20 protein-coding genes are annotated in these 26039 nt (G+C 43.0%); 15 read left to right on the top strand and 5 right to left on the bottom strand.

All coding sequences use genetic code 11. The annotated features are described in order from the left end of the window. The first annotated feature begins 47 nt into the window (after nucleotides 1-47). The 8 genes from DZC72_RS13555 (at nucleotide 48) to ribB (ending at nucleotide 9720) form a co-directional block, all read left to right on the top strand. The gene (locus tag DZC72_RS13555) at nucleotides 48-1268 is read left to right on the top strand and encodes an aminotransferase class I/II-fold pyridoxal phosphate-dependent enzyme (protein WP_125223443.1); all 1221 of its coding nucleotides are present in this window, start codon (nucleotides 48-50) and stop codon (nucleotides 1266-1268) included. Between the two features lie 69 nt (nucleotides 1269-1337). Next, nucleotides 1338-2810: a Na+/H+ antiporter NhaC gene (gene nhaC, locus DZC72_RS13560; protein WP_125223444.1), complete on the top strand. Its 1473-nt coding sequence runs from the start codon at nucleotides 1338-1340 to the stop codon at nucleotides 2808-2810. 172 nt (nucleotides 2811-2982) lie between these two features. Continuing rightward, nucleotides 2983-3489 (top strand): thiol peroxidase, encoded by a 507-nt coding sequence (gene tpx, locus DZC72_RS13565; RefSeq protein WP_125223445.1) that lies wholly within the window; start codon nucleotides 2983-2985, stop codon nucleotides 3487-3489. A gap of 10 nt (nucleotides 3490-3499) precedes the next feature. Continuing rightward, entirely contained in the window at nucleotides 3500-3865 is a 366-nt protein-coding gene (locus tag DZC72_RS13570; RefSeq protein ID WP_099543173.1) for a diacylglycerol kinase, read from the top strand. Between the two features lie 157 nt (nucleotides 3866-4022). Beyond that, complete coding sequence (locus DZC72_RS13575; protein WP_125223446.1) at nucleotides 4023-6398, top strand: FtsK/SpoIIIE family DNA translocase; 2376 nt, start codon at nucleotides 4023-4025, stop codon at nucleotides 6396-6398. A gap of 28 nt (nucleotides 6399-6426) precedes the next feature. Then, the gene (locus DZC72_RS13580; RefSeq protein WP_125223447.1) at nucleotides 6427-7071 is read left to right on the top strand and encodes a LolA family protein; all 645 of its coding nucleotides are present in this window, start codon (nucleotides 6427-6429) and stop codon (nucleotides 7069-7071) included. Nucleotides 7072-7145: 74 nt separating this feature from the next. Next, a complete protein-coding gene (locus tag DZC72_RS13585; protein ID WP_243641747.1) occupies nucleotides 7146-8588 on the top strand; it encodes an LptF/LptG family permease in 1443 nt (480 codons plus the stop codon). Beyond that, on the top strand, nucleotides 8578-9720 hold the full coding sequence (gene ribB / locus DZC72_RS13590) for a 3,4-dihydroxy-2-butanone-4-phosphate synthase (RefSeq protein ID WP_125223449.1): 1143 nt from the start codon (nucleotides 8578-8580) through the stop codon (nucleotides 9718-9720). The genes DZC72_RS13585 and ribB overlap by 11 nt, the downstream gene beginning before the upstream one ends. Before the next feature lies 1 nt (nucleotide 9721). Here ribB and DZC72_RS13595 read toward each other — a convergent pair whose 3' ends face one another. Together DZC72_RS13595 and DZC72_RS13600 are read right to left on the bottom strand one after the other, a co-directional pair. Then, entirely contained in the window at nucleotides 9722-10921 is a 1200-nt protein-coding gene (locus tag DZC72_RS13595; RefSeq protein WP_125223450.1) for a DegT/DnrJ/EryC1/StrS family aminotransferase, read from the bottom strand. A gap of 26 nt (nucleotides 10922-10947) precedes the next feature. Next, nucleotides 10948-11298 (bottom strand): pyruvate kinase, encoded by a 351-nt coding sequence (locus tag DZC72_RS13600; protein WP_125223451.1) that lies wholly within the window; start codon nucleotides 11296-11298, stop codon nucleotides 10948-10950. A 172-nt stretch (nucleotides 11299-11470) separates the two neighbouring features. Between DZC72_RS13600 and DZC72_RS13605 the strand changes: the two genes are divergently transcribed. The 7 genes from DZC72_RS13605 (at nucleotide 11471) to DZC72_RS13635 (ending at nucleotide 20461) form a co-directional block, all read left to right on the top strand. Continuing rightward, nucleotides 11471-11869 (top strand): hypothetical protein, encoded by a 399-nt coding sequence (locus tag DZC72_RS13605; protein ID WP_125223452.1) that lies wholly within the window; start codon nucleotides 11471-11473, stop codon nucleotides 11867-11869. A gap of 72 nt (nucleotides 11870-11941) precedes the next feature. Continuing rightward, entirely contained in the window at nucleotides 11942-16279 is a 4338-nt protein-coding gene (locus tag DZC72_RS13610) for a CusA/CzcA family heavy metal efflux RND transporter (protein ID WP_125223453.1), read from the top strand. Between the two features lie 10 nt (nucleotides 16280-16289). Then, nucleotides 16290-17426 (top strand): efflux RND transporter periplasmic adaptor subunit, encoded by a 1137-nt coding sequence (locus tag DZC72_RS13615; protein WP_125223454.1) that lies wholly within the window; start codon nucleotides 16290-16292, stop codon nucleotides 17424-17426. A gap of 65 nt (nucleotides 17427-17491) precedes the next feature. Next, entirely contained in the window at nucleotides 17492-17935 is a 444-nt protein-coding gene (locus DZC72_RS13620; protein WP_125223455.1) for a thioredoxin family protein, read from the top strand. A gap of 31 nt (nucleotides 17936-17966) precedes the next feature. Further along, on the top strand, nucleotides 17967-18917 hold the full coding sequence (locus DZC72_RS13625) for an FAD:protein FMN transferase (protein ID WP_125223736.1): 951 nt from the start codon (nucleotides 17967-17969) through the stop codon (nucleotides 18915-18917). After that, nucleotides 18914-19126 carry a DUF4266 domain-containing protein gene (locus tag DZC72_RS13630; protein ID WP_125223456.1) on the top strand — a complete coding sequence of 71 codons (213 nt, stop codon included), beginning with the start codon at nucleotides 18914-18916 and terminating at the stop codon, nucleotides 19124-19126. The genes DZC72_RS13625 and DZC72_RS13630 overlap by 4 nt, the downstream gene beginning before the upstream one ends. A 24-nt stretch (nucleotides 19127-19150) precedes the next feature. Next, entirely contained in the window at nucleotides 19151-20461 is a 1311-nt protein-coding gene (locus DZC72_RS13635) for a DUF3570 domain-containing protein (RefSeq protein ID WP_125223457.1), read from the top strand. A 23-nt stretch (nucleotides 20462-20484) separates the two neighbouring features. On the opposite strand, the gene DZC72_RS13640 is transcribed toward DZC72_RS13635, so the two are convergent. From DZC72_RS13640 to DZC72_RS13650, 3 genes are read right to left on the bottom strand one after another with little or no spacing between them, the layout of a single operon-like run. Next, nucleotides 20485-21792 carry a TolC family protein gene (locus DZC72_RS13640; protein WP_125223458.1) on the bottom strand — a complete coding sequence of 436 codons (1308 nt, stop codon included), beginning with the start codon at nucleotides 21790-21792 and terminating at the stop codon, nucleotides 20485-20487. A 1-nt stretch (nucleotide 21793) separates the two neighbouring features. Then, nucleotides 21794-24874, bottom strand: coding sequence for an efflux RND transporter permease subunit (locus tag DZC72_RS13645; protein WP_125223459.1), 3081 nt, complete (start codon nucleotides 24872-24874; stop codon nucleotides 21794-21796). Continuing rightward, the gene (locus tag DZC72_RS13650; RefSeq protein ID WP_125223460.1) at nucleotides 24874-25953 is read right to left on the bottom strand and encodes an efflux RND transporter periplasmic adaptor subunit; all 1080 of its coding nucleotides are present in this window, start codon (nucleotides 25951-25953) and stop codon (nucleotides 24874-24876) included. Before DZC72_RS13650 ends, DZC72_RS13645 begins: the two co-directional genes overlap by 1 nt. Nucleotides 25954-26039: the final 86 nt, after the last annotated feature.

A 26039-nucleotide genomic window follows, 5' to 3' on the forward strand; every position in this document is an offset into this window, starting at 1 on the left:
ACAATTCATCTAATTATGTATAATTTCGATGATAAATCATTACAATTATGAGCCACAAAGAAGCTAACGATTTACAGGATTTACAATACTTTGGGGAATACGGTGGGGTCAATCCTTCCATATCAGATTCCTCCACCTATACTTTTCTATCCGCCAAAACCATGTTTGATACGTTTGAGGGCAATACAGAAGGCTGTTATTTATATAGTAGGCACTCCTCCCCTTCCAACCTATATTTAGGCGAAGCCTTGGCCGCATTGGAAGGCACGGAAACGGCGAACGTTACGGCTAGCGGAATGGGCGCTATTACGGCGGTCATCCTTCAACTATGTGATTCTGGTGACCACATCATAAGTAGCAGAACCATTTATGGTGGCACCTATGCATTCATGAAAAATTTCCTGAAAAAATTCAATATACATATTACCTTTTTGGATATCACGGACTTAGGTGCCGTGGCAGATGCCATAACCTCCAAAACCAAAATGATTTATTGTGAGAGTGTTAGCAATCCCTTATTGGAAGTGGCGGATATATCGGCACTCGCCAAAATCGCCAAAAAAAATGAAATGCCCCTCGTGGTCGACAATACTTTTTCCCCGCTTTCCATTACTCCCGCTAAGTTAGGAGCGGATATCGTTATACACAGCCTAACTAAATTTATCAACGGATCCAGTGACTGTGTGGCCGGGGCAATTTGTGGCACCAAAGAGTTCTGTCTTAGTCTTAAGGATGTAAACAACGGTGCCGGTATGCTTTTGGGAAGTACATTGGACAGTCTGCGAGGAGCTTCCATTCTCAAGAATATGCGTACCCTACACATCAGGATTAAAAAACATAGTGAAAATGCACAATTTTTGGCCGAAAAGTTTGAAGCCGATGGTTTAAGAGTGGTGTATCCGGGATTATCGTCGCACCCAGGTCATTTGATTATGGAGGATCAAATGAATCCTCAATATGGATATGGCGGACTCATGACTCTGGACGTAGGTTCCTTGGAAAATGCAAATGCCTTGATGGAAATGATGCAGGAAAGAAAGTTAGGTTATTTGGCAGTTAGCCTTGGATTCTACAAAACGTTGTTCAGCGCTCCGGGAACTTCCACATCCTCAGAGATACCCATGGAAGAACAAAAAGCCATGGGGCTTGGAGACGGACTTATCCGATTTTCCATAGGATTGGACGATGATATCCAAAGAACCTATACCCTGATGAAAAGGTGCATGTTGGATTTACAAATCCTTGAAAAGGATGCTATGGACGTATAACCGGATAGTTACAGGTTGCATAGCAATCCCATATATCGTAATATTACGGTATAACCAAAGGAAAAGTAAATGTCCGAACAAAATACCAACGAACATAGGGAGCAAGAACATATCGTAGCCAATAAGGAGCTTAATCTTTTGGAAGCCCTTATTCCGGTGGTTCTTTTAATGGCCATGTTGGCCTATAACATTTTCTTTGCCAATGGGGAGTGGTTCGGGGAATATTCCAACCAATTCATTTTATTGATAGGAGGTTTTTTCGCTGCTTTAGTTGGTTTTTTCAATAAAACTTCCTTCGCCACCATGGTTCAAGAGATTTGGGAAAATCTTAGGAGCGTATTCATTCCAATTATGATTTTGTTCTTGGTAGGTGCACTAGCGGGTACGTGGCTTGTAAGCGGAATCATTCCGGCCATGGTGTATTATGGATTAAAGGTTTTAAGTCCGTCCATATTTCTTCCGGCTTCAATTGTAATCGCCGCGATAATTTCCATCGCCACGGGTAGTTCTTGGACGACTTCAGCCACCGTGGGGATAGCGTTGGTAGGAATTGGAACTGCTTTGGGAATACCCACTGGCATGATAGCCGGTGCCGTTATTTCCGGAGCTTATTTTGGGGATAAGATGTCACCCTTGAGCGATACGACCAATTTGGCTCCCGCTATGGCCGGTACAGACTTGTTTACACATATCAATTATATGTTCTACACCACTGGTCCCACCATATTGATTACTTTAGTTACATTTTCCATAATCAGTTTAAACATTGATACCACGGGTAGCGCAGATGTTACCGGTTTGTTGAACACCATTGACCAAACCTTTAATATCAATCCCTATTTGTTCATTGTGCCTTTGGTCGTAATCGCATTGATCCTATTAAAGACCAAACCGCTTTTGTCCTTGGGAATTGGTGTCGTTTTAGCGGCCGTATTTGCCTTTATATTTCAGGTCGAAATCCTAAATGGACTTTCCGATTCAAAGTTTGGAGCGATTATTAATGCCATTTTGAGCGATACCTCTATTGTAACGGACAACGAAAAACTGAACGAGCTTTTTAGCTCAGGCGGAATGAAAGGGATGTTGTGGACCATATTCCTCATTTGTTGCGCAATGGTTTTTGGCGGTATTATGGATGGCATAGGTGCTTTATCCAGAATCACCCAATCATTGTTATCCGTGGCCAAAACCGTTTTTGGGCTATTTGCCAGTACGGTTTTAAGCTGTATAGGTCTAAACGTTATAGCTAGCGACCAATACCTTGCCTTGGTCATCCCAGGTAAAATGTTCAAAAAGGCCTATGAGGATAAAGGTTTGGCTCCCGAAAACTTAAGTCGGACGCTAGAAGACTCGGGGACTGTTACCTCGGTCCTTATACCATGGAATACCTGCGGGGCCTATCAATCCAGTGTACTGGGCGTTGGGGTTGGGGAATATTTCATGTTCGCCATATTCAATTGGTTAAGTCCTATTACCACCTTGGTTTATGCTGCCTTTGGACTTAAAATAAGACAACTTGCCCAGAAAAATAACATAGGGTAAGAAATCAGGTTACCGCTTAACCAAAATTGACCCTTCACTACGAAGGACTTATTCACTTCCTTTTGCTGCGGAGTAATTAGTTAAGTAGATGTAAGACGGATTGTTTATTATAAAAACCTTTCCATATCCTCTAATATTTTATAATTTCACGTTCCAATTAAAAACACATACTATGGCTACCGTAACACTAAAAGGAACTGAAATACATACTCTAGGAAGTTTACCCAATGAAGGCAGTAAAGCACCTGATTTCCAATTAACTAAAAATGATTTATCATCCGTGAAACTTTCTGATTATGAAGGTTCAAGATTGGTTTTGAATATTTTCCCTAGTGTGGATACGGGAACATGTGCACAGTCCGTAAGGCAATTTAATGAGGAAGCAGCGGAATTGGATAATACCATAGTTTTGTGCATATCCAAAGATCTACCTTTCGCCCAGGCCCGTTTTTGTGGCGCCGAAGGAATTAAGAACGTAGAAATGCTATCCGATTTTAGGGACGGTAATTTTGGCAGGGCCTATAATTTGGAATTTACGGATGGCCCTTTGGCATCTCTTCATTCTAGGGCTGTAGTCGTTCTAGATGAAAATGGAACCGTTTTGTACACGGAGCAAGTTCCAGAAATTGTGGACGAACCTAACTACAAGGCAGCCCTTGAGGCTTTGATGGATTCCTAAATTAGGCAAAATGCCCAAAGAATCCTTTCTGGTAAATAGAATAAAAAGTATAGGTTTCGCCCTTCGCGGCGCACTTTTATTGATACGTACGGAAGCTAGTATAAAAATCCAAGTCTTTATCACGTTGGTAATGACGGCAGCGGGTTTTTATTTTGAGATTTCCAATACGGAATGGATTCTACAGATATTCGCTATTGCCCTAGTTTTGGGTATTGAGGGTTTAAACACCGCCGTGGAGAAAATTTCAGATTATGTACAACCTGAATATGACAAAAAAATCGGACTGATTAAGGATATCTCCGCAGGAGCTGTCATGTTGGTATCCATAGCGGCGAGCATTGTAGGTTGCATAATTTATCTTCCTAAAATTTTTTAAAAATAATTGCAAGAGGCCTTAGGGGGTAAATTTGTATTTTTGCCCCCAAAGTAAATTACCTCAGGGCAGGCCCATGAGGAATTCATTTGAAACTAATTTTTAATTTTGAGGCAAGCCTAGGGGTAATATACCTTTTGGCGTTGCCATTAAAGTGTACATGGCAAAAAAGGCATCCAAATCAAAGCCAAAGGCAACATCTACAAAAAAGAAGAATCCCTTCATGATTTCCAAGAAGAACAAAATTATTTTGGGAAGTCTTCTCGTGCTCTTTAGTATTGCCCTGTTCTTTTCGTTTGTTTCTTTTTATTTTACTTGGGAGGATGATCAGAGTTTGTTGACCGAGTTTAAGAACAGGAACGAGGAGGCCAAAAACCTGCTCAATAAATTCGGTGCCAGCATAAGCCACTTCTTTGTGTACAAAGGATTTGGAATCGCCACGTTGATAATCCCCTTTTTGCTATGCCTAACGGGAATTTACATGTTCCTAGGATTGGACAAAAAAGGGTTGGCCAAAAAATGGATCTGGGGACTATTGTTCTTGGTCTGGTTTTCCATCGCCTTTGGTTTCTTTGCCGTTGAAAGTCCCTTGCTTGGGGGTCTTGTTGGATACGAAATGAACGATTTTCTTCAAGATTATACTGGTAAAATTGGTGTGTTGTTGCTATTGGTTTTTGGCTTGGTATTTATTTTGGTACGTCTTTTTGATGTAACTCCGGAGGGCGTGGCCGAATTTTTTAAGTCGAAACGAAATGAACTGTCTGCCGACTTTAAACGTTCCAAAACCAGCGATGACCCTGAATATATTGAGGATGAAATAACGGTAAGCAATGAAGATGAGTCGCAAGTATTGGTCGATACCTATACCCACAAGGAAGAAATACCGCACTTGGCCAAAGACGAGGATGACTTTAAGGTAACGGTTCCCAAGGAAGAAGAGGAGGAACTGGCCATGGAAGTGGAGCAAATTGTTGAGGAACCTGAAGAAATCGATATTCTGGCCAGTAAATTGGTAGATGATTTTGGGGAATTCGACCCTACCCTGGAGCTTGGTAATTACAAATTTCCTACCATCGATTTGTTGGATGCCCATGGTGTATCCGGGGGTATTACCATTAATCAGGAAGAACTTGAGGAAAACAAGGATAAAATTGTTGAAACCCTCAAGAACTATAAAATAGGAATCGCACAGATCAAGGCCACCATTGGCCCTACCGTAACCCTATATGAAATTGTTCCCGATGCAGGTATCCGAATTTCAAAGATCAAGAACCTCGAGGACGATATTGCCTTGTCCTTGGCAGCTCTGGGGATAAGGATCATTGCCCCTATTCCCGGGAAGGGAACCATCGGGATAGAAGTACCCAATAAAAATGCAACGGTAGTCTCCATGCGATCCGTTATCGCTTCAAGCAAGTTTCAAAAAGCTGAAATGGAATTACCCATCGCTTTTGGAAAGACTATTAGTAATGAAACTTTTGTGGTGGACCTGGCAAAAATGCCCCACCTATTGATGGCAGGTGCCACAGGTCAAGGTAAATCGGTAGGACTCAACGCCGTCCTTACTTCCCTATTGTATAAAAAACATCCGGCCGAGGTTAAGTTCATTTTGGTAGATCCAAAAAAAGTGGAGCTTACCCTGTACAATAAAATCGAACGCCATTTCTTGGCCAAACTACCCGATTCTGAGGAAGCCATCATCACGGATAATACCAAGGTTATCAATACGCTCAATTCCTTGTGTATCGAAATGGACAACAGATACGAACTGCTGAAATTGGCCATGGTACGGAACCTAAAAGAATACAATACAAAGTTCAAGGCCCGTAAATTGAACCCGAACGATGGTCATAAATATTTGCCTTACATCGTTTTGGTCATCGATGAGTTCGCAGACCTTATCATGACGGCAGGTAAGGAAGTGGAAACACCCATTGCCAGATTGGCACAGTTGGCTCGTGCCATAGGTATACATCTCATCGTGGCTACGCAAAGACCGTCAGTGAACGTTATTACTGGTATCATCAAGGCGAACTTTCCTGCAAGGATTGCTTTCCGTGTAACGTCTAAGATAGATTCCAGAACCATTTTGGATGCCCAAGGAGCCGATCAATTGATAGGACGTGGGGATATGCTGTATACACAAGGAAACGATGTTACCCGTATACAATGTGCCTTTGTAGACACCCCCGAAGTTGCGAAGATTACGGAATATATTGGCTCACAGCGAGCATATCCGGAAGCACATGAGTTACCGGAATATGTTGGTGAAGATTCTGGCACGAGTGTTGATTATGATATCAAGGACAGGGATAAAATGTTCAGGGAAGCGGCAGAGGTCATCGTAATTGCCCAGCAAGGTTCCGCCTCGCTAATTCAACGAAAGTTAAAGCTTGGCTACAACCGGGCCGGACGTATAATCGATCAATTGGAAGCTGCGGGCATTGTTGGCCCCTTTGAAGGAAGTAAGGCAAGGCAGGTGCTCATCCCAGATATGGCATCCCTGCAACAATTATTGGATAATGAAAGCCTATAATGGGCAGTAAAATTTTAAACTAAAAGAAATGCAAAAAATAGTATTGGTATTCGCGCTTGTTTTTACTACAACCATTTTAAGCGCCCAAACGCCAGAAAAAGCAAAAGCACTTTTGGACGAAGTATACAACAGAGTAAAAAGCTACGACAACATTTTCGTGGACTTTAAGTTCGACTTAAAGAATGCCGAGGCTGGCATCAATCAGGAAACCAGGGGCGACGTAACCCTCGCAGGAGATAAATACGTCTTTAATTATCTCGGCTCAAAACAACTCTATGATGGTAAAAAGGTATATACCATTGTTCCGGAAAACGAAGAGGTGACCATTGAGGACCAATCCAACGAGGAAGATGCCATGACACCATCAAAAATGTTGACCTTTTACAAGCAAGGCCACAATTATGAGTGGGACATCCTTCAAAATGTACAGGGCAGGAAAATCCAGTATGTAAAATTGACGCCCATCGACTCCAACACCGAAATCAAATCCCGATTGTTGGGAATCGATATGGGCACAAAACATATCTACAGACTTATTGAGACAGGAAAGAACGGTACAAAGACCACTATTACTGTTAATTCTTTTAAAACAAATCAGCCATTATCGGCGACCTTGTTTACTTTTGACGAAGCTAAATATAAGGATGATGGCTATTACATTTTAAGAAATTAATCCCCTTGAGAATATTAGACCGGTATATATTATCCAGGTTTACCTTTAATTTTGTCAGTTCGTTTGTAATATTGATGTTCATCTTCATATTCCAAACGATTTGGCTTTTTATAGATGATTTGGCCGGTAAAGGTCTGGATATTATCATTATAGGTAAATTTCTTTTCTACCTGATGCCAGATCTTACGGAGAAAGTACTACCGCTCACCGTGCTACTCTCTTCCATTTTAACCTTTGGGGCCTTTGCGGAAAATTATGAGTTCGCGGCCATGAAAGCTTCGGGCATCTCGCTTCAAAGAGCCATGTTGAGCTTGATCGTTTTTGTGACCTTGTTAGGAGGGATCACCTTCTTTTTTGCAAATTCCGTTATCCCCTTATCACAACGTAAAATTTACAATCTTAGAAAAAACATCGCCAAGGTAAAACCTGCGGCGGTAGTTGCCGAAGGCGTTTTTAGTGATTTTGAGGGCATGAACATAAAGGTCGATGAAAAATATGGTGACAATGATCGATACCTTAGAAATGTAATCATCCACAAAAAAAATGACAGGAGCCAAAACAATGTGGTCATAAAATCAAAACAGGGGGAATTGGTGAGTAGTGAAGATTCTGATATTGTGAAGCTCATTCTAACAGATGGCCATTATTACGATGATATAGACTCTAAAAAGAACAAGCTGAAGTATCCCCATGCCAAGGCAGATTTCGATACCTATATCATGAATATTGAAATTCCAGAGTTGAACAATGAAGATTTAGAGGCGGAGCAAGATATTAGTACGGATAAAATGAAGAATATTTCCCGATTAAAAAAGGATATAGATTCCCTTAGAAATGATAATTACAACATTGTAAGGGCCTTTTCAAAAAGTATTGGAAATAGAATGGGAATGTTTCAACCGTTAGATCCCAGTGATACTTCGAAAACAAAAACACCCTTACAGGTAACCCAGGATTCCATACGGCAAATAAAGCTGGCCAAGCTTAAAAACAATCCTGCGCGCCAAGATTCCATAAAGCAGGATATTTTCCATATATTCCCCTTCTACCTCCAAATGCAAATCGTGAATTCTGCAAAAAATGCCACAACCAATGTCCTAAATTCTGTAAAAGGCAAAAGGGAGGAAATGCAAAAAAGGTATAAAATATATAACATGCACATACTTTCCATGCATAACAAATATGCATTGGCTTTTTCGTGTATCATCCTATTTTTTGTAGGCGCGCCCTTAGGGGCCATCATCCGTAAAGGGGGATTGGGTCTTCCCATGGTAATTGCAATTGTATTATTTTTGGTCTATTATTTTATTGGGGTGTTTGCCGGTAATTATGCCAAGGAAGGGAACATTCATCCAATGTTGGGCGCTTGGCTTTCCACGTTGATCATGTTGCCCTTAAGTATCATACTCACCAAAAGGGCTACGGAGGACAAAGGTTTGATGAGCTTTGGAGTCGTAACGGATTTCTTCAAAAACCTAATAAAAAAAATTAAGAAAAATGGAAATCATGACAGCTAATCTTACGGATGAGGTAAAGTTAAATACGATAGAGGAAGCTATTGAGGATATCAGAAATGGCAAGGTAATCATCGTTGTGGATGATGAAAACCGTGAGAACGAAGGTGATTTTTTAGCGGCAGCCGAATTGACAACCCCAGAGACCATAAACTTTATGGCCACACATGGTAGAGGCCTCATCTGTGCGCCATTGACCGAAGGCAGATGCGAGTATCTTGGTCTGCATCGTATGGTAAACAACAATACAGATCCTTTAGAAACCGCGTTTACCGTTTCCATTGATTTACGGGGGCAAGGGGTTACAACCGGTATCTCCGCATCCGATCGGGCTAAAACTGTGTGCGCCCTCACCGATGACAGCATCAAGTCCCATGATTTTGCAAGACCTGGACATATATTTCCTTTAGTTGCCAAGGAAGGGGGAGTACTGAGGAGGACCGGACATACGGAGGCGGCCATAGATTTTGCCCGCTTGGCGGGATTAAAACCTGCAGGGGTCATCGTTGAAATCATGAACGAAGATGGAAGTATGGCCAGACTCCCACAATTAATGGAAGTTGCCAAAAGGTTCGACTTAAAAATCGTTTCCATAGAGGATTTGGTAGCCTATAGAATGGAGCACGATAGCCTCATCCAAAAAGAACTTGATTTTCCAATTACCACAAGGTTTGGAGAATACAGGCTTAGGGCTTACAAACAAACTACCAATAATCACATTCATCTCGCCTTAACAAAAGGTTCCTGGGGCCTAGGGGATAAGGTGCTTACCAGAATCAATTCAACCTTGGTGAACAATGACATTCTTGGCACCCTTACCAATAACGTAGATTCACAATTGGAAAATATGTTCAACGCCATTGACCAAGAAGGAAAAGGCGCCATAGTTTTTATCAATCAGGATGTTGAGTCCATGAATATTTTAAACCGACTTTCAGAATTAAAGGAACTTCAGAAACAAGGAATTTACAAAGCGCCAAAAATAGAAATGGACGCCAAGGATTTTGGAATAGGCGCACAGATTCTTCATGATCTCGAAATTTCAAAACTGCGATTGCTCACAAACAGCCAACAGACCAAGAGAGTGGGTATGGTGGGCTATGGATTGGAAATAGTGGAGTATGTAAACTACTGAGCTAGCTTTTAAGAACGTCTCTAATAATGGTTGCCATTTTATTTGCCCTTTCTTGAACCTCCGTTTCGGCCCAGCTTAATTTGATCAGACAGGAAATGGTCCGCCCTATCCATGAGTCGGATACAGAGAAATTAGTTTTGGAATAATCAGGTAAGTTTTTTTGAACTTCTTCGGGTAATCTACCTAAGGAAGTTAAATTGATGAGATGCTCCCATTTTCTGTAATAATGCCAGTTATTGTCGTACCAATAAAAACAGGCGTCTACGCCCCCATCACCAAATGCCAGGTGCGCTTTTCTGGTAATGTCTTCCGTCGGTAGGAAAAAATTCAAAAAAGAATAATTCTGAACGCCCCCCATAGGAATCCTCCTAAACGTAACCCCATCAATATTTTTAAGGGCTTCAAAAATAATGTTATAATTTTTTTCCTGTATACCCACAAATTCATCAAGACGTGCAATCTGGGCACAACCTACAGCCGCGTTCAGTTCAGAGATTCGGTAGTTATACCCCAAAAAAGGATGGGATTCCGCACCTCTATTGGAGCCCACGTGATCATGTCCGTGATCTGAATAATGGTCGGCATTTTTATAAAAATCGGGATTGTTGGTAATCATTGCACCTCCTTCCCCGCAGGTAATTGTTTTTACATAATCGAAAGAAAAGCAACCTAAATCCCCGTAACTTCCCAAGGGTTTGCCTTCAAAACTTCCCCCAATAGCTTGGCAAGCGTCTTCCAATAATATCAAGTTATGAATATCACAGAGGGTCTTTAACGCATTTAAATCAGCCATGGAGCCGCACATATGCACAGGCATGACTACTCTGGTTTTTGGAGTGATGGCATTTTCCACGGCCAATGGGCTAAGAGTCAACGTATCGTCAACATCGACCAATATGGGTACTGCACCAATAGCAAGTACCGACTCAAAACTGGCAACAAATGTAAATGTGGGCAGAATAACCTCATCCCCTGCCCCAACACCTGCACTTGCCAAGGCTACCGTTAGGGCAGCGGTACCACTACTAACTACCTGGGCATGTTTGACCTGCATTCTATGGCACAAAGCTGCTTCCAACTCTTTGGCCTTCCAATGTCCATTGCGGGGGCCATCAAATCCATAACGCATCAAGACCCCAGTTTCCAAGACGTCTTGTACATTTTGTTTTTCCTTTTCCCCAAATAGTTCAAAACCGGGCATAGTAAATATTTAAATTGAGAAGATACTTATTTTCCTTTGGATGTAAAGCGACGATAAATTTCCAGTTTGTCCTCATTGGTAAACTCGTGTTCCTTGAACCAATCATGGGCCGCAATTTTTTCATTCTCGATCTGGGCCTTTCTAATAGCGTCCAAAGATACCAAATGCCAGTGGGCACCCTTTTTTCTGGATTCGGAATAGCCAATATCCTCCGTAATATATGAAGTCTTTGGCTGGTTTATTAACCGGACACCATTTTTTAATATCGCCAAGGTCTTGGTCAAGGCAACAACCTCAGAAAATGAGTAACGCACAAAATCGGTAAATCCATTTTGCTTTGTATTGTACACCTTATCGCCCACTTTTAACTTTTCCATGCGTTTAAAGTTTGCAAAAATACTTGTTGAAAGTAGTTTTCACCTAGGAATACCTGTTCGAATTATCAACATTGTTCAATTCTGCAGTCCACCTCCTTTCTTAAATTTAGACTGATTCCATTTAATATATTGGTATTCATATTTTTAAAGTCTTTCATTAACTTTGATCCTGGTGAACAAAATATTTTCCATAGTACTTTCCTTTGTAATTCTATTACAAAGTGTTGGACTCCATTCGGACGATTTAGCCCAAATTGATGAGTTCATTGAACACGCCAAATTTCATAGTGAACAATATGGCGACAATGTCTTGGTCTTTATCTCAAAACATTATGGTGAATTGAAAGCGGCACACGAAAGGGAGCATCAGGAAGAAAAGAAAGATCATGAAAAATTACCTTTTCAGCATCATTGTCACTTAAGTTCCATTGTAGCCTATACTAACAATCCATTAGATTCCGAATTGGAAAGTCCTATAATCACAGAATTTAAAGCTGCACATTTCTTTTACCAAGCACCTTTTTCATCTTCTCATACAAAAGGGTTGCTCCAGCCGCCCCGGCACTCATAAGATTAATCAAGTTAAACGCTAATTCCGGATTACAGGATTCGGACAATTTCAATGTTGATTATTTTATGACATATGCTTTCACATATTATTAATTTCAGTATAAAGAACAAGTTTATAGTCCTACTATTTACATGTTTTATCATAGGTTTTGGAATTTATTCCCTTTCAAAAATTCCCATAGGTGCCGTTCCTGATGTAACAAATAACCAAGTTCAGGTCATTACGACCTCAAGAAATCTTTCCACCCAGGATATTGAACAATTTATTACCTATCCCGTGGAGTTGGAAATGGCCAATTTACCCGGTGTAAAGGAAATAAGGTCCGTTTCAAAATTTGGGCTTTCCGTGGTTACCATCGTTTTTGAGGATGACATGGGCACTTATTTGCCAAGACAGTTAATTGCCGAAAAAATAAAATCGGCCTCGGAAAAAATTCCCTCCAATTTTGGTTCTCCAGAAATGGGCCCCATTACTACGGGATTGGGTGAAATATACCAGTATATTCTTGATGTTAAGCCAGAATATAAAGACCAATATACCGCAGAGGATCTACGGACCATACAGGATTGGATCGTAAAAAGACAACTCTCTGGAATACCAGGTGTCGTTGAAGTTAATACTTGGGGCGGCTTTTTAAAACAGTATGAAGTGGCCATAAATACGGAGAAACTCAATGCCATGAACATTAGTTCCCAAGAGGTATTTAAAGCTGTGGAATCCAACAATAGCGTAGCCGGTGGCGGATATATCGAAAAGGTAAACCAAGCATTTTTTATTAGGGGTGAAGGTCTTGTCAGTTCCCTTAAGGATATAGAAAACATCGTCGTTAAAAATGACGGCGAGGTTCCTGTTTATATCAAGGATGTTGCCACGGTAGGCTTTGGAAATGCAATCCGTTTTGGTGCCATTACCGGAAATGGAGAAGGCGAAAAAGTTTTGGGCCAGGTAATGATGCTTAAGGATGCCAATTCCAAAAAGGTCATTGAAGCGGTAAAGGAACGTGTTGCGAACATTTCAAAATCCCTGCCTGAAGGCGTATATATCAATGCATTTCTAGATCGAAGTGAACTCATTGCCAAAACTACCTTTACTGTGACGGAAAACCTGATTCTGGGATGTTTGATCGTAATTTTTGTGGTCGTACTACTGCTTGGAAATTTCCGATCCGGTCTTGTGGTGGCCTCCGTTATTCCCTTATGCCTGCTTTTCGCCCTTTCGCTCATGTATATCTTTGGCGTGGATGCGAATTTGATGAGTTTGGGAGCCATTGATTTTGGGATCATTATTGACGGTGCCGTGATCATCGTGGAGTTTATCGCCTTCAATGTAACCAAGAAACGGGCGGAACTAGAAGGGCTGACCAAAAGCGAACAACAGGAGCTTAGGGATGGAATAACCTATACCGGTGCCACCAAAATGATGAACTCCGCCATATTTGGGCAGCTCATCATCCTTATCGTCTTCATTCCCATCCTATCCTTGAGTGGTGTAGAAGGCAAGATGTTCAAGCCTATGGCATTGACCTTTAGTTTTGCCTTGATCGGTGCCATGCTATTGTGCTTTACCTATGTACCGGTGGTGTCATCGCTCTTTTTAAAACCCTCCAAGTCCACGGACAAAAATATTTCCGTTCGCTTGATGAATTGGTTGACCAAAAAGTACGATCCTATTATTGACTGGGCATTACGCAGTAAAAAATTGGTGCTAGGTATTGCCGCGGCGTTGTTGGCGATTGCCGTTTCCCTTTATATGTCCATGGGAGGTGAATTTGTCCCCACTTTGGACGAAGGGGATTTTGTAATTCAACCCGTGCTAAAAACAGGTACTTCCCTAAGCAACACGGTCGAAATCACCACAGAGATAGAACGTATATTGCTGGATCAGTTTCCCGAAGTTAAACAAGTGGTTACAAGGATCGGTGCGGCAGAAGTTCCCACAGACCCCATGTCCATGGAGGAAAGTGATGTGATTATCATACTAAATCCAAAAAGTGAATGGACTTCCGCAGAATCCAAGGATGAACTGGCCGATAAATTCAAAGAGGCCTTGTCCATAATACCGGGTATGGAGGTTGAATTTACACAACCCATCGAAATGCGTTTCAATGAACTGATTACAGGGGTTCGTGCCGATATTGCCATCAAGATATTTGGTGAAAATTTGGACATTCTTGCTAAAAAAGGAAAAGAAATAGGAGACTTGATCCAAAATGTCCCCGGTGCAGCGGATATATCGGTGGAAAAGATAGCGGGACTTCCTGAAATGAACGTAAAATACAATCGGTCTAAAATTGCCAGATACGGTCTCAACATCCAGGAATTGAATGACATGATTTCTATGGGGTTTGCGGGTAAGACAGCAGGCAGCGTTTTTGAAGGCGAAAAAAGATTTGATCTGGTCGTTAGGCTAGACAGTAAAAAACGTCAGGATATCGATAACCTAAAGAACCTATATGTGGACCTTAACACTGGTGGCAAAATCCCTTTGAGCGAATTGGCGGAAATCACCTACCAAAAAGGTGCGGCCAAGATATCCAGGGACGATACAAGAAGACGGATTGTTGTAGGAATTAACGTGCGTAACAGGGATTTGCAATCCGTTGTGGACGACGTACGAAAACTGATCGATAAAAATGTAAAACTTCCCGTAGGCTATTCCATTACCTATGGGGGACAGTTTGAAAATCTGCAAAGTGCCAAAGCAAGATTGATGATTGCGGTACCTATTGCCTTGATCTTAATTTTCATTCTACTTTACTTTGCTTTTAAATCGGTTAAGGAAGCCTTAATGATTTATTCCGCCATTCCATTGGCGGCCGTAGGCGGCATACTATTATTGTGGGCGAGAGGTTTGCCTTTTAGTATTTCTGCCGGGGTAGGTTTTATTGCCTTGTTCGGCATTGCTGTACTGAATGGAATCGTACTGATCGAACATTTTAAGGAATTGAAAGCCTCGGGCAAATTTGAAGACATGAACGATTTAATCAAAGAAGGTGCCAAGGACAGGCTTAGGGCGGTTCTGCTGACCGCTTCGGCCGCGGCCCTAGGTTTTCTTCCCATGGCCATTTCTACCAACGCAGGGGCCGAAGTACAACGCCCCCTGGCTACTGTTGTCATAGGCGGACTCATTACCGCGACCATTTTGACCCTTGTGGTGTTACCAGTTTTGTATTCCTACCTGAGCGGTCATATCGAGAAAAAAAGTATGGGCCTTTCAAAACAAACCAATCTTATTATAGGTCTTTTGGTCCTTTTTGGGTCATTCCAAGTGAAAGCCCAGGAACCGCCCAAGAATTTGGAGGCATTGATACCCATGGCGATTGAAAACAATGCGGGTCTAAAGGCACATCAATTGGGTATGGAAGCAACGGATGCCTTTGTGAACAGTGCCTTTGATTTTGAAAAAACGGATGTGTACTACTCCTATGACGAAAACAATTTGGCCCTTAACAATTTGCCATTGAAAGTCTTTGGCGTTGCCCAAAGTTTTAGTTTCCCCACGGTTTATTTTTCAAAAAGAAGGGTGAACAAGGAGTTATACAATGTTGCTAAAAGCACGTATGATATCCAAACCAAGAACTTGGAAAAACAGGTAGTTTCCGGATATTTTGAATATCAGGTCGCGCGGGAAATGGCCGATGTACTTCAACTATTGGACAGTCTATACGGAAACTTTTCCCAGATGGCCAACAGACGTTTTGAACTGGGTGAGACCAATTATCTCGAGAAGATCACCGCAACCTCAAAGCAACGGCAAATCCAACTAAAATATGCCGAGACGGAACGGAATGTGGAAATCAGCTATCAGAATTTGATGAAGATCATCCAGTCCCAGGACAGCATCGTTATTGCCGAAGCTCCCCAATTAAAGGTTCCCCTGAAGTCTGTAGCCATTGCATCGATTCCGGAAATCTCCTTTTATCAAAATCAAATAGATTTAAAACAGGCCCAAAAGAATCTGGAAAACCAGCAATTGCTCCCTGACATTGGCGTGGAATATTTTCAAGGCACCAACGACAGAATCAGCGGGAACCTGCATGGTTACCAGTTAGGTCTTAAGATTCCCTTGTTTTTTGGGGGAAAGGCCTCACGGATAAAATCGGCAAAAATTGCCGAACAAAGTGCCGAGGCCGCCTATACGGATTTTGAGATACAGCTTCAAACAAAATTGACCACTTTAAAAAAGCAACTTCAGGTGCTTTCCAAATCCTTGGAATACTATGAAAATGAGGGTAGCCTTTTATCGGACGAAATTTTAAAAATGGCCAATAGTAGCTTCCAAAATGGGGAAATCGACTTTTACCAATACATACAAAGTCTTGAAAGCGCTTACGACGTAAAACTAGAATATCTTAATAAACTTAAAGAATATAATTCCACGGTAATTGCCATCAATTACTTAACCTTATAAACAGAATACCATGAAATCATATATATATTATTTTCTAACATTGGCGCTTCTAGCGGGCGTCATAGGATGTGGCGAAAAAAGCAGTACCAACGAAACTTCGGCAGAAGCTGGAACCTCCTCTTTTATAGAAGTAACGCAGGCACAATATGACCAACTGGGCATGGAATTGGGTACCATCCAAGAAAAATCCTTTCCAATCAGGGTAAGTGTCAATGGCATGATAGACGTACCGCCAGAAAACAGGGCGGTTCTAACTGCGACCATGGGGGGATATATTAGAACGACTCCCTTTTTGATCGGTGATAAAGTGAGCAAGGGGCAGACGTTGGTGACCTTGGAAAATCCGGAATTCGTGAACCTGCAGCAACAGTATTTGGAGGTAAACGAGCAACTTACCTTTTTAAAGGCAGAGTATGAAAGACACAAAATTATGTCCGATGAAAATATTACCTCTCAAAAGAATTTTTTGAAATCGGAGAGTGATTATAAATCCGCTGTAGCCCGGCATACAGGTTTGGAAAGGCAATTGACCATGCTCAACATCTCACCAGAACAGGTGAAAAACGGCACTATTGTGTCTTCGGTTTCCATTAAGGCGCCTATTTCCGGTAGTATTACCAAAGTGAATGTTTCCAGGGGCGCGTATGTTTCGCCGGCGTCCTCCATTATGGAAATCATCAATAACGATCATGTGCATTTGGAACTATCGGTTTTTGAAAAGGATATTATGAAAGTGAAAAAAGGTCAAAGGATTACCTTTAAAATACCGGAAGCCTCAGGCGATACTTTTAATGCGGAAGTACATTTGGTAGGCACTTCCATTGATGAAAATAGGACCATCAAAGTACATGGTCATTTGAAGGACGAGGACAAGGAAAATTTCCTAACCGGAATGTTCGTGGAAGCCCAGATCATAACAGATGATATCCAGGCAAAGGCATTGCCCAGCGAGGCGATCGTAACTATTGACGATACGGCCAATGTTCTGGTTCTCGAAAAAAAGGAAGGGAATACATATTATTTTTCACAAAAAGAAGTTACCATAGAAGAAGAGCATGACGGTTTTACGATCCTACAGGAAACGGAAAGTTTTGCGCCAAAATCACAATTTTTGACCAAAGGAACCTATAACCTGATCGGAGTCTAATTTGTTAAGATAGAAATTGAATGCTTTTGGAATACTTATTGAACAAGGCATAAATAAAAAAAGTAATGAATTGTAAGATAAACTTGTTGGCTATTGTTTTCCTTTTAGGAATAGCAACCACATTTGCCCAAGAATGGCATAAGGATTTTACTGAAGCACAGCAAATCGCAAAAGATGGGCACAAGCCGATTATCTTGGTTTTTCAAGGTTCAGATTGGTGCGCTCCGTGTATTAAATTGGATCGGGAAGTTTGGAGTACGGAAGAATTTAAATCCTATGCCAGGGATCATTATGTCATGTTACAGGCGGACTTTCCCAGAAAGAAGCAGAATGCCCTGCCGAAAGAACAAGCTGAGGCAAATGCCAAACTTGCCGAGAAATACAATAAAAACGGAATCTTCCCTTTTGTAGTCGTTTTGGACGAGCAGGGAAAGGTGAAGGGTGAGACCAGTTACAAAAAAATGAATCCCAAGGAATATATGCATCTTTTGGATTCCTTTACCGAATAATTTGAGGAAGTACATTTTCATAGGGGTTTTGATGATATCCACCGTGATTTTTTCGCAGCGGAACTATCAGCGCACCCTTAAATTGATGGGAAGTAGGTTTGACCTTACGGTCGTTGCCAATGATTCCACTACTGCCAATAGCTATATGGACCTGGCCGTCAATGAGATTACCCGCATCGAAAAGCTGATATCCTCCTGGGATCCCAATTCCAGAACATCGGAAATTAACAAAAATGCCGGTATCAAACCTGTTAAGGTGGAATCTGAACTGTATGAATTAATCAAAAGGGCCCTAGGGATTTCCAAATTAACGGATGGTGCCTTTGATATCAGTTATGCCTCTATGGACCGCATCTGGAAATTCGATGGTAGCATGAAAACAATGCCTTCCGAGGAGGAAATAAAATCTTCCGTTGCCAAGGTGGGTTTTCAGAATATCATTTTAGATTCCGTAGAGCAAACCGTTTTTCTAAAACTTCCCGGAATGAAAATAGGTTTTGGGGCCATTGGAAAGGGATATGCGGCGGATAAAGCGAGACAAATGTTGACGGATATGGGCGTTCCTGCAGGCATCATAAATGCCTCTGGGGATATGAATACTTGGGGAAAACAGACCAATGGGGAATCCTGGAAAGTGGCCATTACCAATCCCATGAACAAAAACAAGGTCTTTGCTCTGTTGCCCATTACGGACGGTGCCGTGGTCACCTCCGGTGACTATGAACGCTATGTTACCTTTAACGGCAAACGCTATGCCCATATCATCGACCCCAGAACGGGGCATCCAGCAACGGGAATCATAAGTGTAACCGTTTTTGCGCCCAAAGCGGAATTGGCAGATGCCTTGGCCACCTCCGTTTTTGTGATGGGAAAGGAGATTGGATTGGATAGGATCAATCAACTGCCCAAAGTGGAATGTATCATCATCGATGAAAAAGGAAACATTTCAAAATCCAGTAATATTGAAATAGACAAACTATGATAAAAAAATTGCTAGTATTGACCATCATGGCCATTTCCTTTGGTAGTTGTACGGTGCTTAAGGAATACGAAAAGGTCAACATCAACGACCCGGATATGATCTTGGCCGAAAAACCCTGTGACCGCAATGTGACGACCATGCATTCCTATAGGGAAGCCGCGGCAGGCGGCAACGGCGGAAAAACCGGCGGAGGCTGTGGCTGCAACTAACCTATTGAAAACAAGTACTTGTCCATGACATTTTTCAGAAACTATTTTGCCCTTTTCTTGGGATTACTTGGGAGTATCGCTCTTGCCCAGGACGACCAAAACGATACCCAATATAAAAAAAGAGTATTGGAAACTACGGAGGTTGACTTCCTTTCCAGCTACTACTCACAGGATGGCGACAATGCCGCCGTAAGTGGGGGTATTGGTACCGAACAACTTACAGATGCCACGGGAACTTTTGTGGTATCCATTCCTTTAAATGATGATGATATACTCACCATAGATGCGGGGGTTTCCGCGTATACCTCGGCGTCGTCCAGTAATATAGATCCCTTTGACGGCGGTCGGCGAGCCGACCCATTCGTGGCAAGTTCCGGTGCGTCAAGCGGCGATGTTTGGGTCAACCTTACGGGATCCTATACGCATAGTTCGGATGACCGAAATAATATCGTTTCCGGTATGCTGTCCGTATCCTCGGAATATGATTATTTCTCCTTGGGATTCGGTGGAAGCTATTCCAGACTTTTTAACGAAAAGAATACGGAAGTTAGTGTAAAGGCCAATGTATACCTGGATTCTTGGAATACCATTTACCCATTTGAATTAAGGGCTTTTGGAGCCAATGGTATTGGTTTCTTTAGGCCTACGGAGATTACGGGAAATGTCAATTACAATCCCAATTTCACCGAGTTCGATAAAACCAACAGGAATTCCTATTCCTTGGGACTGGGTTTCTCACAGATACTGCACAGAAATCTTCAAGGCTCTTTGGCCTTGGATGTGGTTCAACAGCAGGGCCTATTGTCCACCCCGTTCCAAAGGGTCTATTTTAGCGACGTGGCCGATTCCTTCATTGAGGATTTTCAGTTGGCCGATGATGTGGAAAGACTTCCCGATACCCGAACCAAAATTGCCCTAGGCGGAAGATTGAACTGGTTCGTAAACGAATTGATAACCGTTCGTACCTTTTACCGATACTATTTTGACGATTGGGGCATCAATTCGCATACGGCCAGCGTAGAAGTCCCGGTAAAGATTTCAGATAAATTTACCCTGTACCCGTCCTATCGTTTTTATAATCAAACGGCGGCCGACTACTTTGGTCCCTATGAAACCCATCTATCGACCCAGGAATTTTATACCTCGGACTATGATCTGTCCAAATACAACGCGAACCAACTGGGCTTTGGGGCTTCCTACACCGATATTTTTGCCCAATTGCACATTTGGGAATTCGGCCTAAAGGGCATCGACCTTAAATTTTACAAATACGATCGGGATACTACGTTTCGCTCCTACATCATAACGGCAGGATTTAAGTTTGTAATGGACTAATCCTGAACAATTCGCCGGATTATCTAAATCGTTAGATTTCCGGCCAGTTGTTTTAAGATAATTTCGGAAAGTTTAGCCTGAAACTTGGCATTGCTGAAGCGCACCTTGGCATTGATATAGTTCAACTGGGCCGTCCTAAATTCGATGGTGGGGATAATCCCGATCCTGTACTTTTCCACAGTGATATCCAAATTCTCCTTGGCAATGGCCTCATTATTGCCTTCGAGCTCTATCAAACTCACATTGGTAAGATACGTCTGGTAGGTAGTTCCCAGTGTTGCCAATAAATCCTGTTCCTGTTGCGCGATGGCAACTTCGGCATTCTCGATCTGCAACTTCCCTATCTTCTCGTCCCTATTTTGGTTGAACCCGTCAAATAGATTCAACGTAGCACCAAAACCATAGCTGAAACCTTTGGAATTGGAGGACACAATGAAACCCAAGCTTGATTCTGACTCGCTAATGATATATCCCGTGGTTGCGGTGATGGTAGGCAACCTAGCGGCCTTGATCTGCTTTAATTCCAGCTCGGAAATTCGTTTGCTGATCTGAGAGGCCAATAATTGTGGGTTTTCGCTCAGGACCATTGTTTGAAGTTCGTCCAAAAGCAAGGATTCGTCCACAAAAATTTCCGGGGCCACCTCAAAATCGGTTTCCAGGTCACGCGCCAATTGTTGGTTTAGCCGAATCTTGGTATTGGCATACAATTCCTTTTGGCGCTGCATCAAGGTTTCATCTGTATTAAGGTCCACTTGGGCGTTCAATACTTCCAATTTGGAGGCTTTGCCTATGGTAAACCGATTTTGGGCCAATTCCAGCCGCTGTTTGGAAATAAGTATCGTACTGTCCAAAGCGGTAAGTTGCTGCTGCTGCTGTACCAGGTCGTAATAGGTGATCATCACGGCGCCTACCGTTGACAATATGACCTGTTTCAATTCCGCATCCCCCAACTTTTTGTTTTCCTTCAACTGCTCATAATTCGCGAACATCCTTAGCCCGTCAAAAAGGGTCCAATCCAAGGCCACACCATAGTTCAGGTTGTTATTAACGGCGTTGTCCAGTTCCTGTACGGTACCGTCCAAACGTACCTGGGACAGGTTTGTAGTTCTATTATTGTCCGTAATACTTGCCTGCACGGAAGGTAGCATACCCGCATATCCGGGACTTACCCCATATTCATCAATTTTCAAGTCATTTGAGGCGGTGATGATCTGGAAATTGTTTTCCAAAGCCAGCTTTACGGTTTCATCAATGGTCAACACCTCTTGTGCGGTAATCAAAAAAACGTTCAAAAAAATAACTAATGAACTTAAAAGTATTCGGTATGGCATTTTAATACGTTTCTAAAACTTTGAACTCTGGCCGCTCCACCCTATCCTTCGACCATAAATAATACAGGGCCGGAATCACGAACAAGGTAAGAACCAACGAAAACATTGTTCCCCCAATAATGACGACTCCCATACCTATTCTACTGGTAGAGGCCGCTCCAAGTGACAAGGCAATGGGCAATGCCCCAAGGGCGATGGTCAAACTAGTCATTAAAATAGGTCTCAATCGAGATTCAGAAGCCTTAAAGATGGCTTCGTGTTTGGACATGCCCTGTTCCCTAAGTTGGTTGGCAAACTCCACAATCAATATCCCGTTTTTGGTAACCAATCCTATCAACATGATGGTCCCTATTTGACTAAAAATGTTCCAAGACTGACCAAAAAGCCACAGGGAAAACATGGCACCGGCAACAGCCATGGGCACGGTGAGTATGATAATAAAGGGATCTATAAAACTTTCGAATTGTGCGGCCAAAATCAGAAATATGAGCAATAGGGCCAGGCCAAAGGCAAAGAGCGTGTTGGAACTACTTTCCACAAAATCCCGGGACTCCCCGCCCAAATCGGTTGTGAAGGTTTCATCCAAGACTTTGTCCTTAATGGCTTCCATGGCCTCGATTCCGTCATTGATGGTTTTACCGGGTGCCAAATTCGCTGATACGGTGGCCGACATGTATCGGTTATTATGGTACAATTGTGGCGGACTGCTGTGCTCTACAGTTTCCACCAGATTATCCAACTGAATCAATAATCCAGCGTCGTTCTTTACGAAAATAGAGGTCAAATCCACGGGCGCATCTCGGTCCTTTTTGTCGAACTGACCAATGACCTGATACTGCTTTCCGTTCATTAAAAAGTACCCGAAACGTTGGCCGCTCAAGGACAATTGCAGGGTCTGGGCCACATCGCGAACCGAAACACCCAAAGTCTCCGCCTTTTCCCGATTGATGTTCACATAAATCTCCGGTTTATCGAACTTTAGGTTTACGTCCACAAAGGAAAAGGTCTCATCCTGCTCCGCCTCCGCCATGAATTCCGGAATCCTTTCCTCCAGCTTTTCGAAATTCTGTGCCTGGATAATAAATTGAATGGGAGGACCGCCCCTTCTGTTCACGGAAATGGTAGGCCTTTCGGATACATTGGACTTTCCGCCCACATAGGCCTTGGCCCATCTACCCAAATCCTCTGCAATTTCATGTTGGGAACGTTCCCTTTCACTGGGATCTACAAGGGCGATATTTGCCCTTCCGCTATTGACGGAGGAAGATCCAAAACCCGGGGATGTCAAAACCAGACTCACCTTTTTTTCCGGTATGGAATCATTGATCAGTTCAGTGATATCGGTCATCAATCGGTCCATATATTCATAGGAAGATCCTTCTGGTGCGGTCACGTTCAAGCGTACAAAGCTACGATCATCATAAGGAGCCGTTTCTTTTGGCAAAAGGATATAGAAGAGGGCTATGAGTCCCAAACATCCGATCAATATGGGAAAACTCAGCCATTTCCGTTTCATGAACCCTCGTAAGCCCTCCGCATAGGCTTCGTTCATTTTAATAAAATACTTTTCCGTGAAATGATAGAATTTGGACTGTTTCTGTTTTCCCGGTTTGATCAAGTAGGCATTGAGCATGGGGGTCAAGGAAAGCGACACAAAGGCCGATACCAGTACCGCCGCACCCAGCACCACCCCAAATTCCCTAAAAAGCCTTCCCACGAATCCTTCCAAAAATATCACCGGAAGGAAAACCGCCGCCAGGGTAATGGAAATGGATATAACCGCGAAGAAAATTTCGTTGGAGCCCTTTATGGCCGCCTCAATGGGGCTCATCCCCTCCTCCACTTTTTTATAAATATTCTCGGTGACCACGATACCATCATCCACCACAAGGCCCGTGGCCAGTACGATAGCCAACAGCGTAAGCACGTTGATGGAGAAACCAAACAACCACATGATAAAGAATGTGGCGATCAGGGAAACCGGAATATCGATCAAGGGCCGCAAAGCCATGGACCAGTTTCTAAAGAACAGGTAAATGACCAGGATTACCAGGATAATGGAAATCAGCAAGGTTTCCCCCACTTCGGTGACCGCGCGTTTTACAAAAACGGTGTCGTCGATGACCACATTGAGCTTAAAACCTTCGGGCAGGTCCTTTTTCAGTTTTTCGTATTCCTGATAGAAGGCCTCGGCAATTTCCAAATAGTTGGTACCTGGCTGGGGAATGACCGCTGTGGCGACCATTGGCTGGCCAGAATCGCTCATTTTGGTCTCCATGTTCTCACCTTCCAAGGTCGCCCTACCAATATCGCTAAGTCGGACCAATTTTTCGCCATCGGCCCTAATGATGATATTGTTGAACTCTTCCTCTGTTTGCAGGTTGCCAATGGTCTTCACCGCGAGCTCCGTATTGGCCCCGGTCAATTTCCCAGATGGCAATTCCACATTCTGCGCCAACAGGGCATTGCGAACGTCGGCCACCGTCAATCCATACGAGGCCAATTTTAAGGGATCTATCCACAAGCGCATGGCATACCTGCGCTGTCCCCAGATCTGCACACTGCTCACGCCCGGAATGGTCTCAATCCGTGGGGTAATGACATTTTCGGCATAGTCGGACAGCTCCAGGATATTCTTGTCATCACTTTGCACCGTCATGGAAAGGATACGTTGGGCATCGGCATCGGACTTGGAAACGACCGGCGGTGCATCCAGGTCATCGGGCAGACTGCGTACGGCCTGGGAAACCTTGTCCCGCACGTCATTTGCAGCATCCTCTAAGTTCTTATCGAGATTAAATTCGATACTTATGGAACTTGAACCCTGTACACTGGAAGAGGTAATGTTCCTAATACCATCGATGGAATTAATGGCCTTTTCCAGGGGTTCCGTAATCTGTGACTCGATGATATCCGCATTGGCACCGGCATAATTGGTGCGTACGGATACCTGTGCGGGGTCTATGGACGGGAACTCCCGTATCCCCAAATAGGTATAACCAATGATGCCGAACAAAACAATAGTAACGTTCATTACTATGGTAAGGACAGGTCTTTTTATGCTGAGTGTAGACAGGTTCATTATTCCGCTGGGTTTAATTCCTGTTCTTCTAGTTCAACGGTTACGGGTGCTCCGTTCTTTAGGGCCATCACCCCGTAGGTCAATACGGTATCCCCAACATGCAATCCGTTCAATACGCGAACTTCAGATCCCGTACGGGCACCGATTTCCACATCTACTTCCTTGGCCTTTCCATTTTCAGCCACAAAAATTTTCTTTCCGTTCTGTACGGGTATCAAGGCTTCGGAAGGGACCAACAGCGCATCCTCAACCGTTTGCAAGGGCAAGACCACATTGGCATAGGCCCCCGGGTACAACGTACCGTCCAAGTTATCCGCAATGGCCCGCATTCTGAGCGTCCTCGTGGCAATCTCTACTTCAGGTTCTATAGCGTAGATGGTGGCGGTATAGTCCTTGGCGGAATCGGAAGTCTTGAAGGTAAGGTTCGAGCCTTCCCGAATCTGGGAGGCATATTTTTCCGGAATGGAAAAGGTAATTTTAAGTTTGCTCGTATTCACCAATTTGGCAACGGGCGTGGTAGGTGTTACGTAAGTACCTACTGAAATGGAACGTAGTCCTATCGTTCCCGAAAAAGGGGCCCGAATAACCGTTTTGGAGAGTTGGGCGGAAATAAGGGATGTTTCTGCATTTGCCGATTTAAAATCCGCACTGGCGATGTCATATTCCTCCTGACTGATGGCCTGTTTTTCCAACAACAATTTGGCCCTTCGCTCATTTTCCGAAGCCAGCTTTTCAGCCGTTTTGGCCTTGGACAATTGCGCTTGTAGTTCCACATCGTCCACCCGAAACAACACTTGGCCCTGACCCACTTTACTGCCTTCCTGAAAGTTGATGCCCTTCACAATGCCAGAAACCTCGCTCCGAATCTCTATTTGTTCATTGGCCTCCAAGGTTCCGGAAAGCGAGATGTTATCATCGAATTTTCTGGGCGTCAGGACGATTCCCCGCACATTGGTTTTAGTAGCTTCCGGGGAAGGTTTTGATGTTTTTCCAATAGTTGCATTGGCATCGATACGATACATAATAAGGCTTCCCAAACCCACAGCGAGAAGTATATAGATAACATATTTAAATTTCATGGTGTAAACCTGGTAGTTTGATTTTCTTGGTCCTTCAAAGCTAGGCCTAAAACCCTTTTTTTAAAAAAAGTTGTGTTTTATTTAAC

The sequence above is a fragment of the Maribacter algicola genome, from assembly GCF_003933245.1.
In the GTDB taxonomy this organism is placed as follows: Bacteria; Bacteroidota; Bacteroidia; order Flavobacteriales; family Flavobacteriaceae; genus Maribacter; species Maribacter algicola.

Coding starts and splice junctions, on each gene's coding strand:
- DZC72_RS13555 (WP_125223443.1), top strand. CDS start 48: ATGAGCCACAAAGAAGCTAACGATTTACAGGATTTACAATACTTTGGG.
- nhaC (WP_125223444.1), top strand. CDS start 1,338: ATGTCCGAACAAAATACCAACGAACATAGGGAGCAAGAACATATCGTA.
- tpx (WP_125223445.1), top strand. CDS start 2,983: ATGGCTACCGTAACACTAAAAGGAACTGAAATACATACTCTAGGAAGT.
- DZC72_RS13570 (WP_099543173.1), top strand. CDS start 3,500: ATGCCCAAAGAATCCTTTCTGGTAAATAGAATAAAAAGTATAGGTTTC.
- DZC72_RS13575 (WP_125223446.1), top strand. CDS start 4,023: ATGGCAAAAAAGGCATCCAAATCAAAGCCAAAGGCAACATCTACAAAA.
- DZC72_RS13580 (WP_125223447.1), top strand. CDS start 6,427: ATGCAAAAAATAGTATTGGTATTCGCGCTTGTTTTTACTACAACCATT.
- DZC72_RS13585 (WP_243641747.1), top strand. CDS start 7,146: ATGTTCATCTTCATATTCCAAACGATTTGGCTTTTTATAGATGATTTG.
- ribB (WP_125223449.1), top strand. CDS start 8,578: ATGACAGCTAATCTTACGGATGAGGTAAAGTTAAATACGATAGAGGAA.
- DZC72_RS13595 (WP_125223450.1), bottom strand. CDS start 10,921: ATGCCCGGTTTTGAACTATTTGGGGAAAAGGAAAAACAAAATGTACAA.
- DZC72_RS13600 (WP_125223451.1), bottom strand. CDS start 11,298: ATGGAAAAGTTAAAAGTGGGCGATAAGGTGTACAATACAAAGCAAAAT.
- DZC72_RS13610 (WP_125223453.1), top strand. CDS start 11,942: ATGCTTTCACATATTATTAATTTCAGTATAAAGAACAAGTTTATAGTC.
- DZC72_RS13615 (WP_125223454.1), top strand. CDS start 16,290: ATGAAATCATATATATATTATTTTCTAACATTGGCGCTTCTAGCGGGC.
- DZC72_RS13620 (WP_125223455.1), top strand. CDS start 17,492: ATGAATTGTAAGATAAACTTGTTGGCTATTGTTTTCCTTTTAGGAATA.
- DZC72_RS13625 (WP_125223736.1), top strand. CDS start 17,967: ATGATATCCACCGTGATTTTTTCGCAGCGGAACTATCAGCGCACCCTT.
- DZC72_RS13630 (WP_125223456.1), top strand. CDS start 18,914: ATGATAAAAAAATTGCTAGTATTGACCATCATGGCCATTTCCTTTGGT.
- DZC72_RS13635 (WP_125223457.1), top strand. CDS start 19,151: ATGACATTTTTCAGAAACTATTTTGCCCTTTTCTTGGGATTACTTGGG.
- DZC72_RS13640 (WP_125223458.1), bottom strand. CDS start 21,792: ATGCCATACCGAATACTTTTAAGTTCATTAGTTATTTTTTTGAACGTT.
- DZC72_RS13645 (WP_125223459.1), bottom strand. CDS start 24,874: ATGAACCTGTCTACACTCAGCATAAAAAGACCTGTCCTTACCATAGTA.
- DZC72_RS13650 (WP_125223460.1), bottom strand. CDS start 25,953: ATGAAATTTAAATATGTTATCTATATACTTCTCGCTGTGGGTTTGGGA.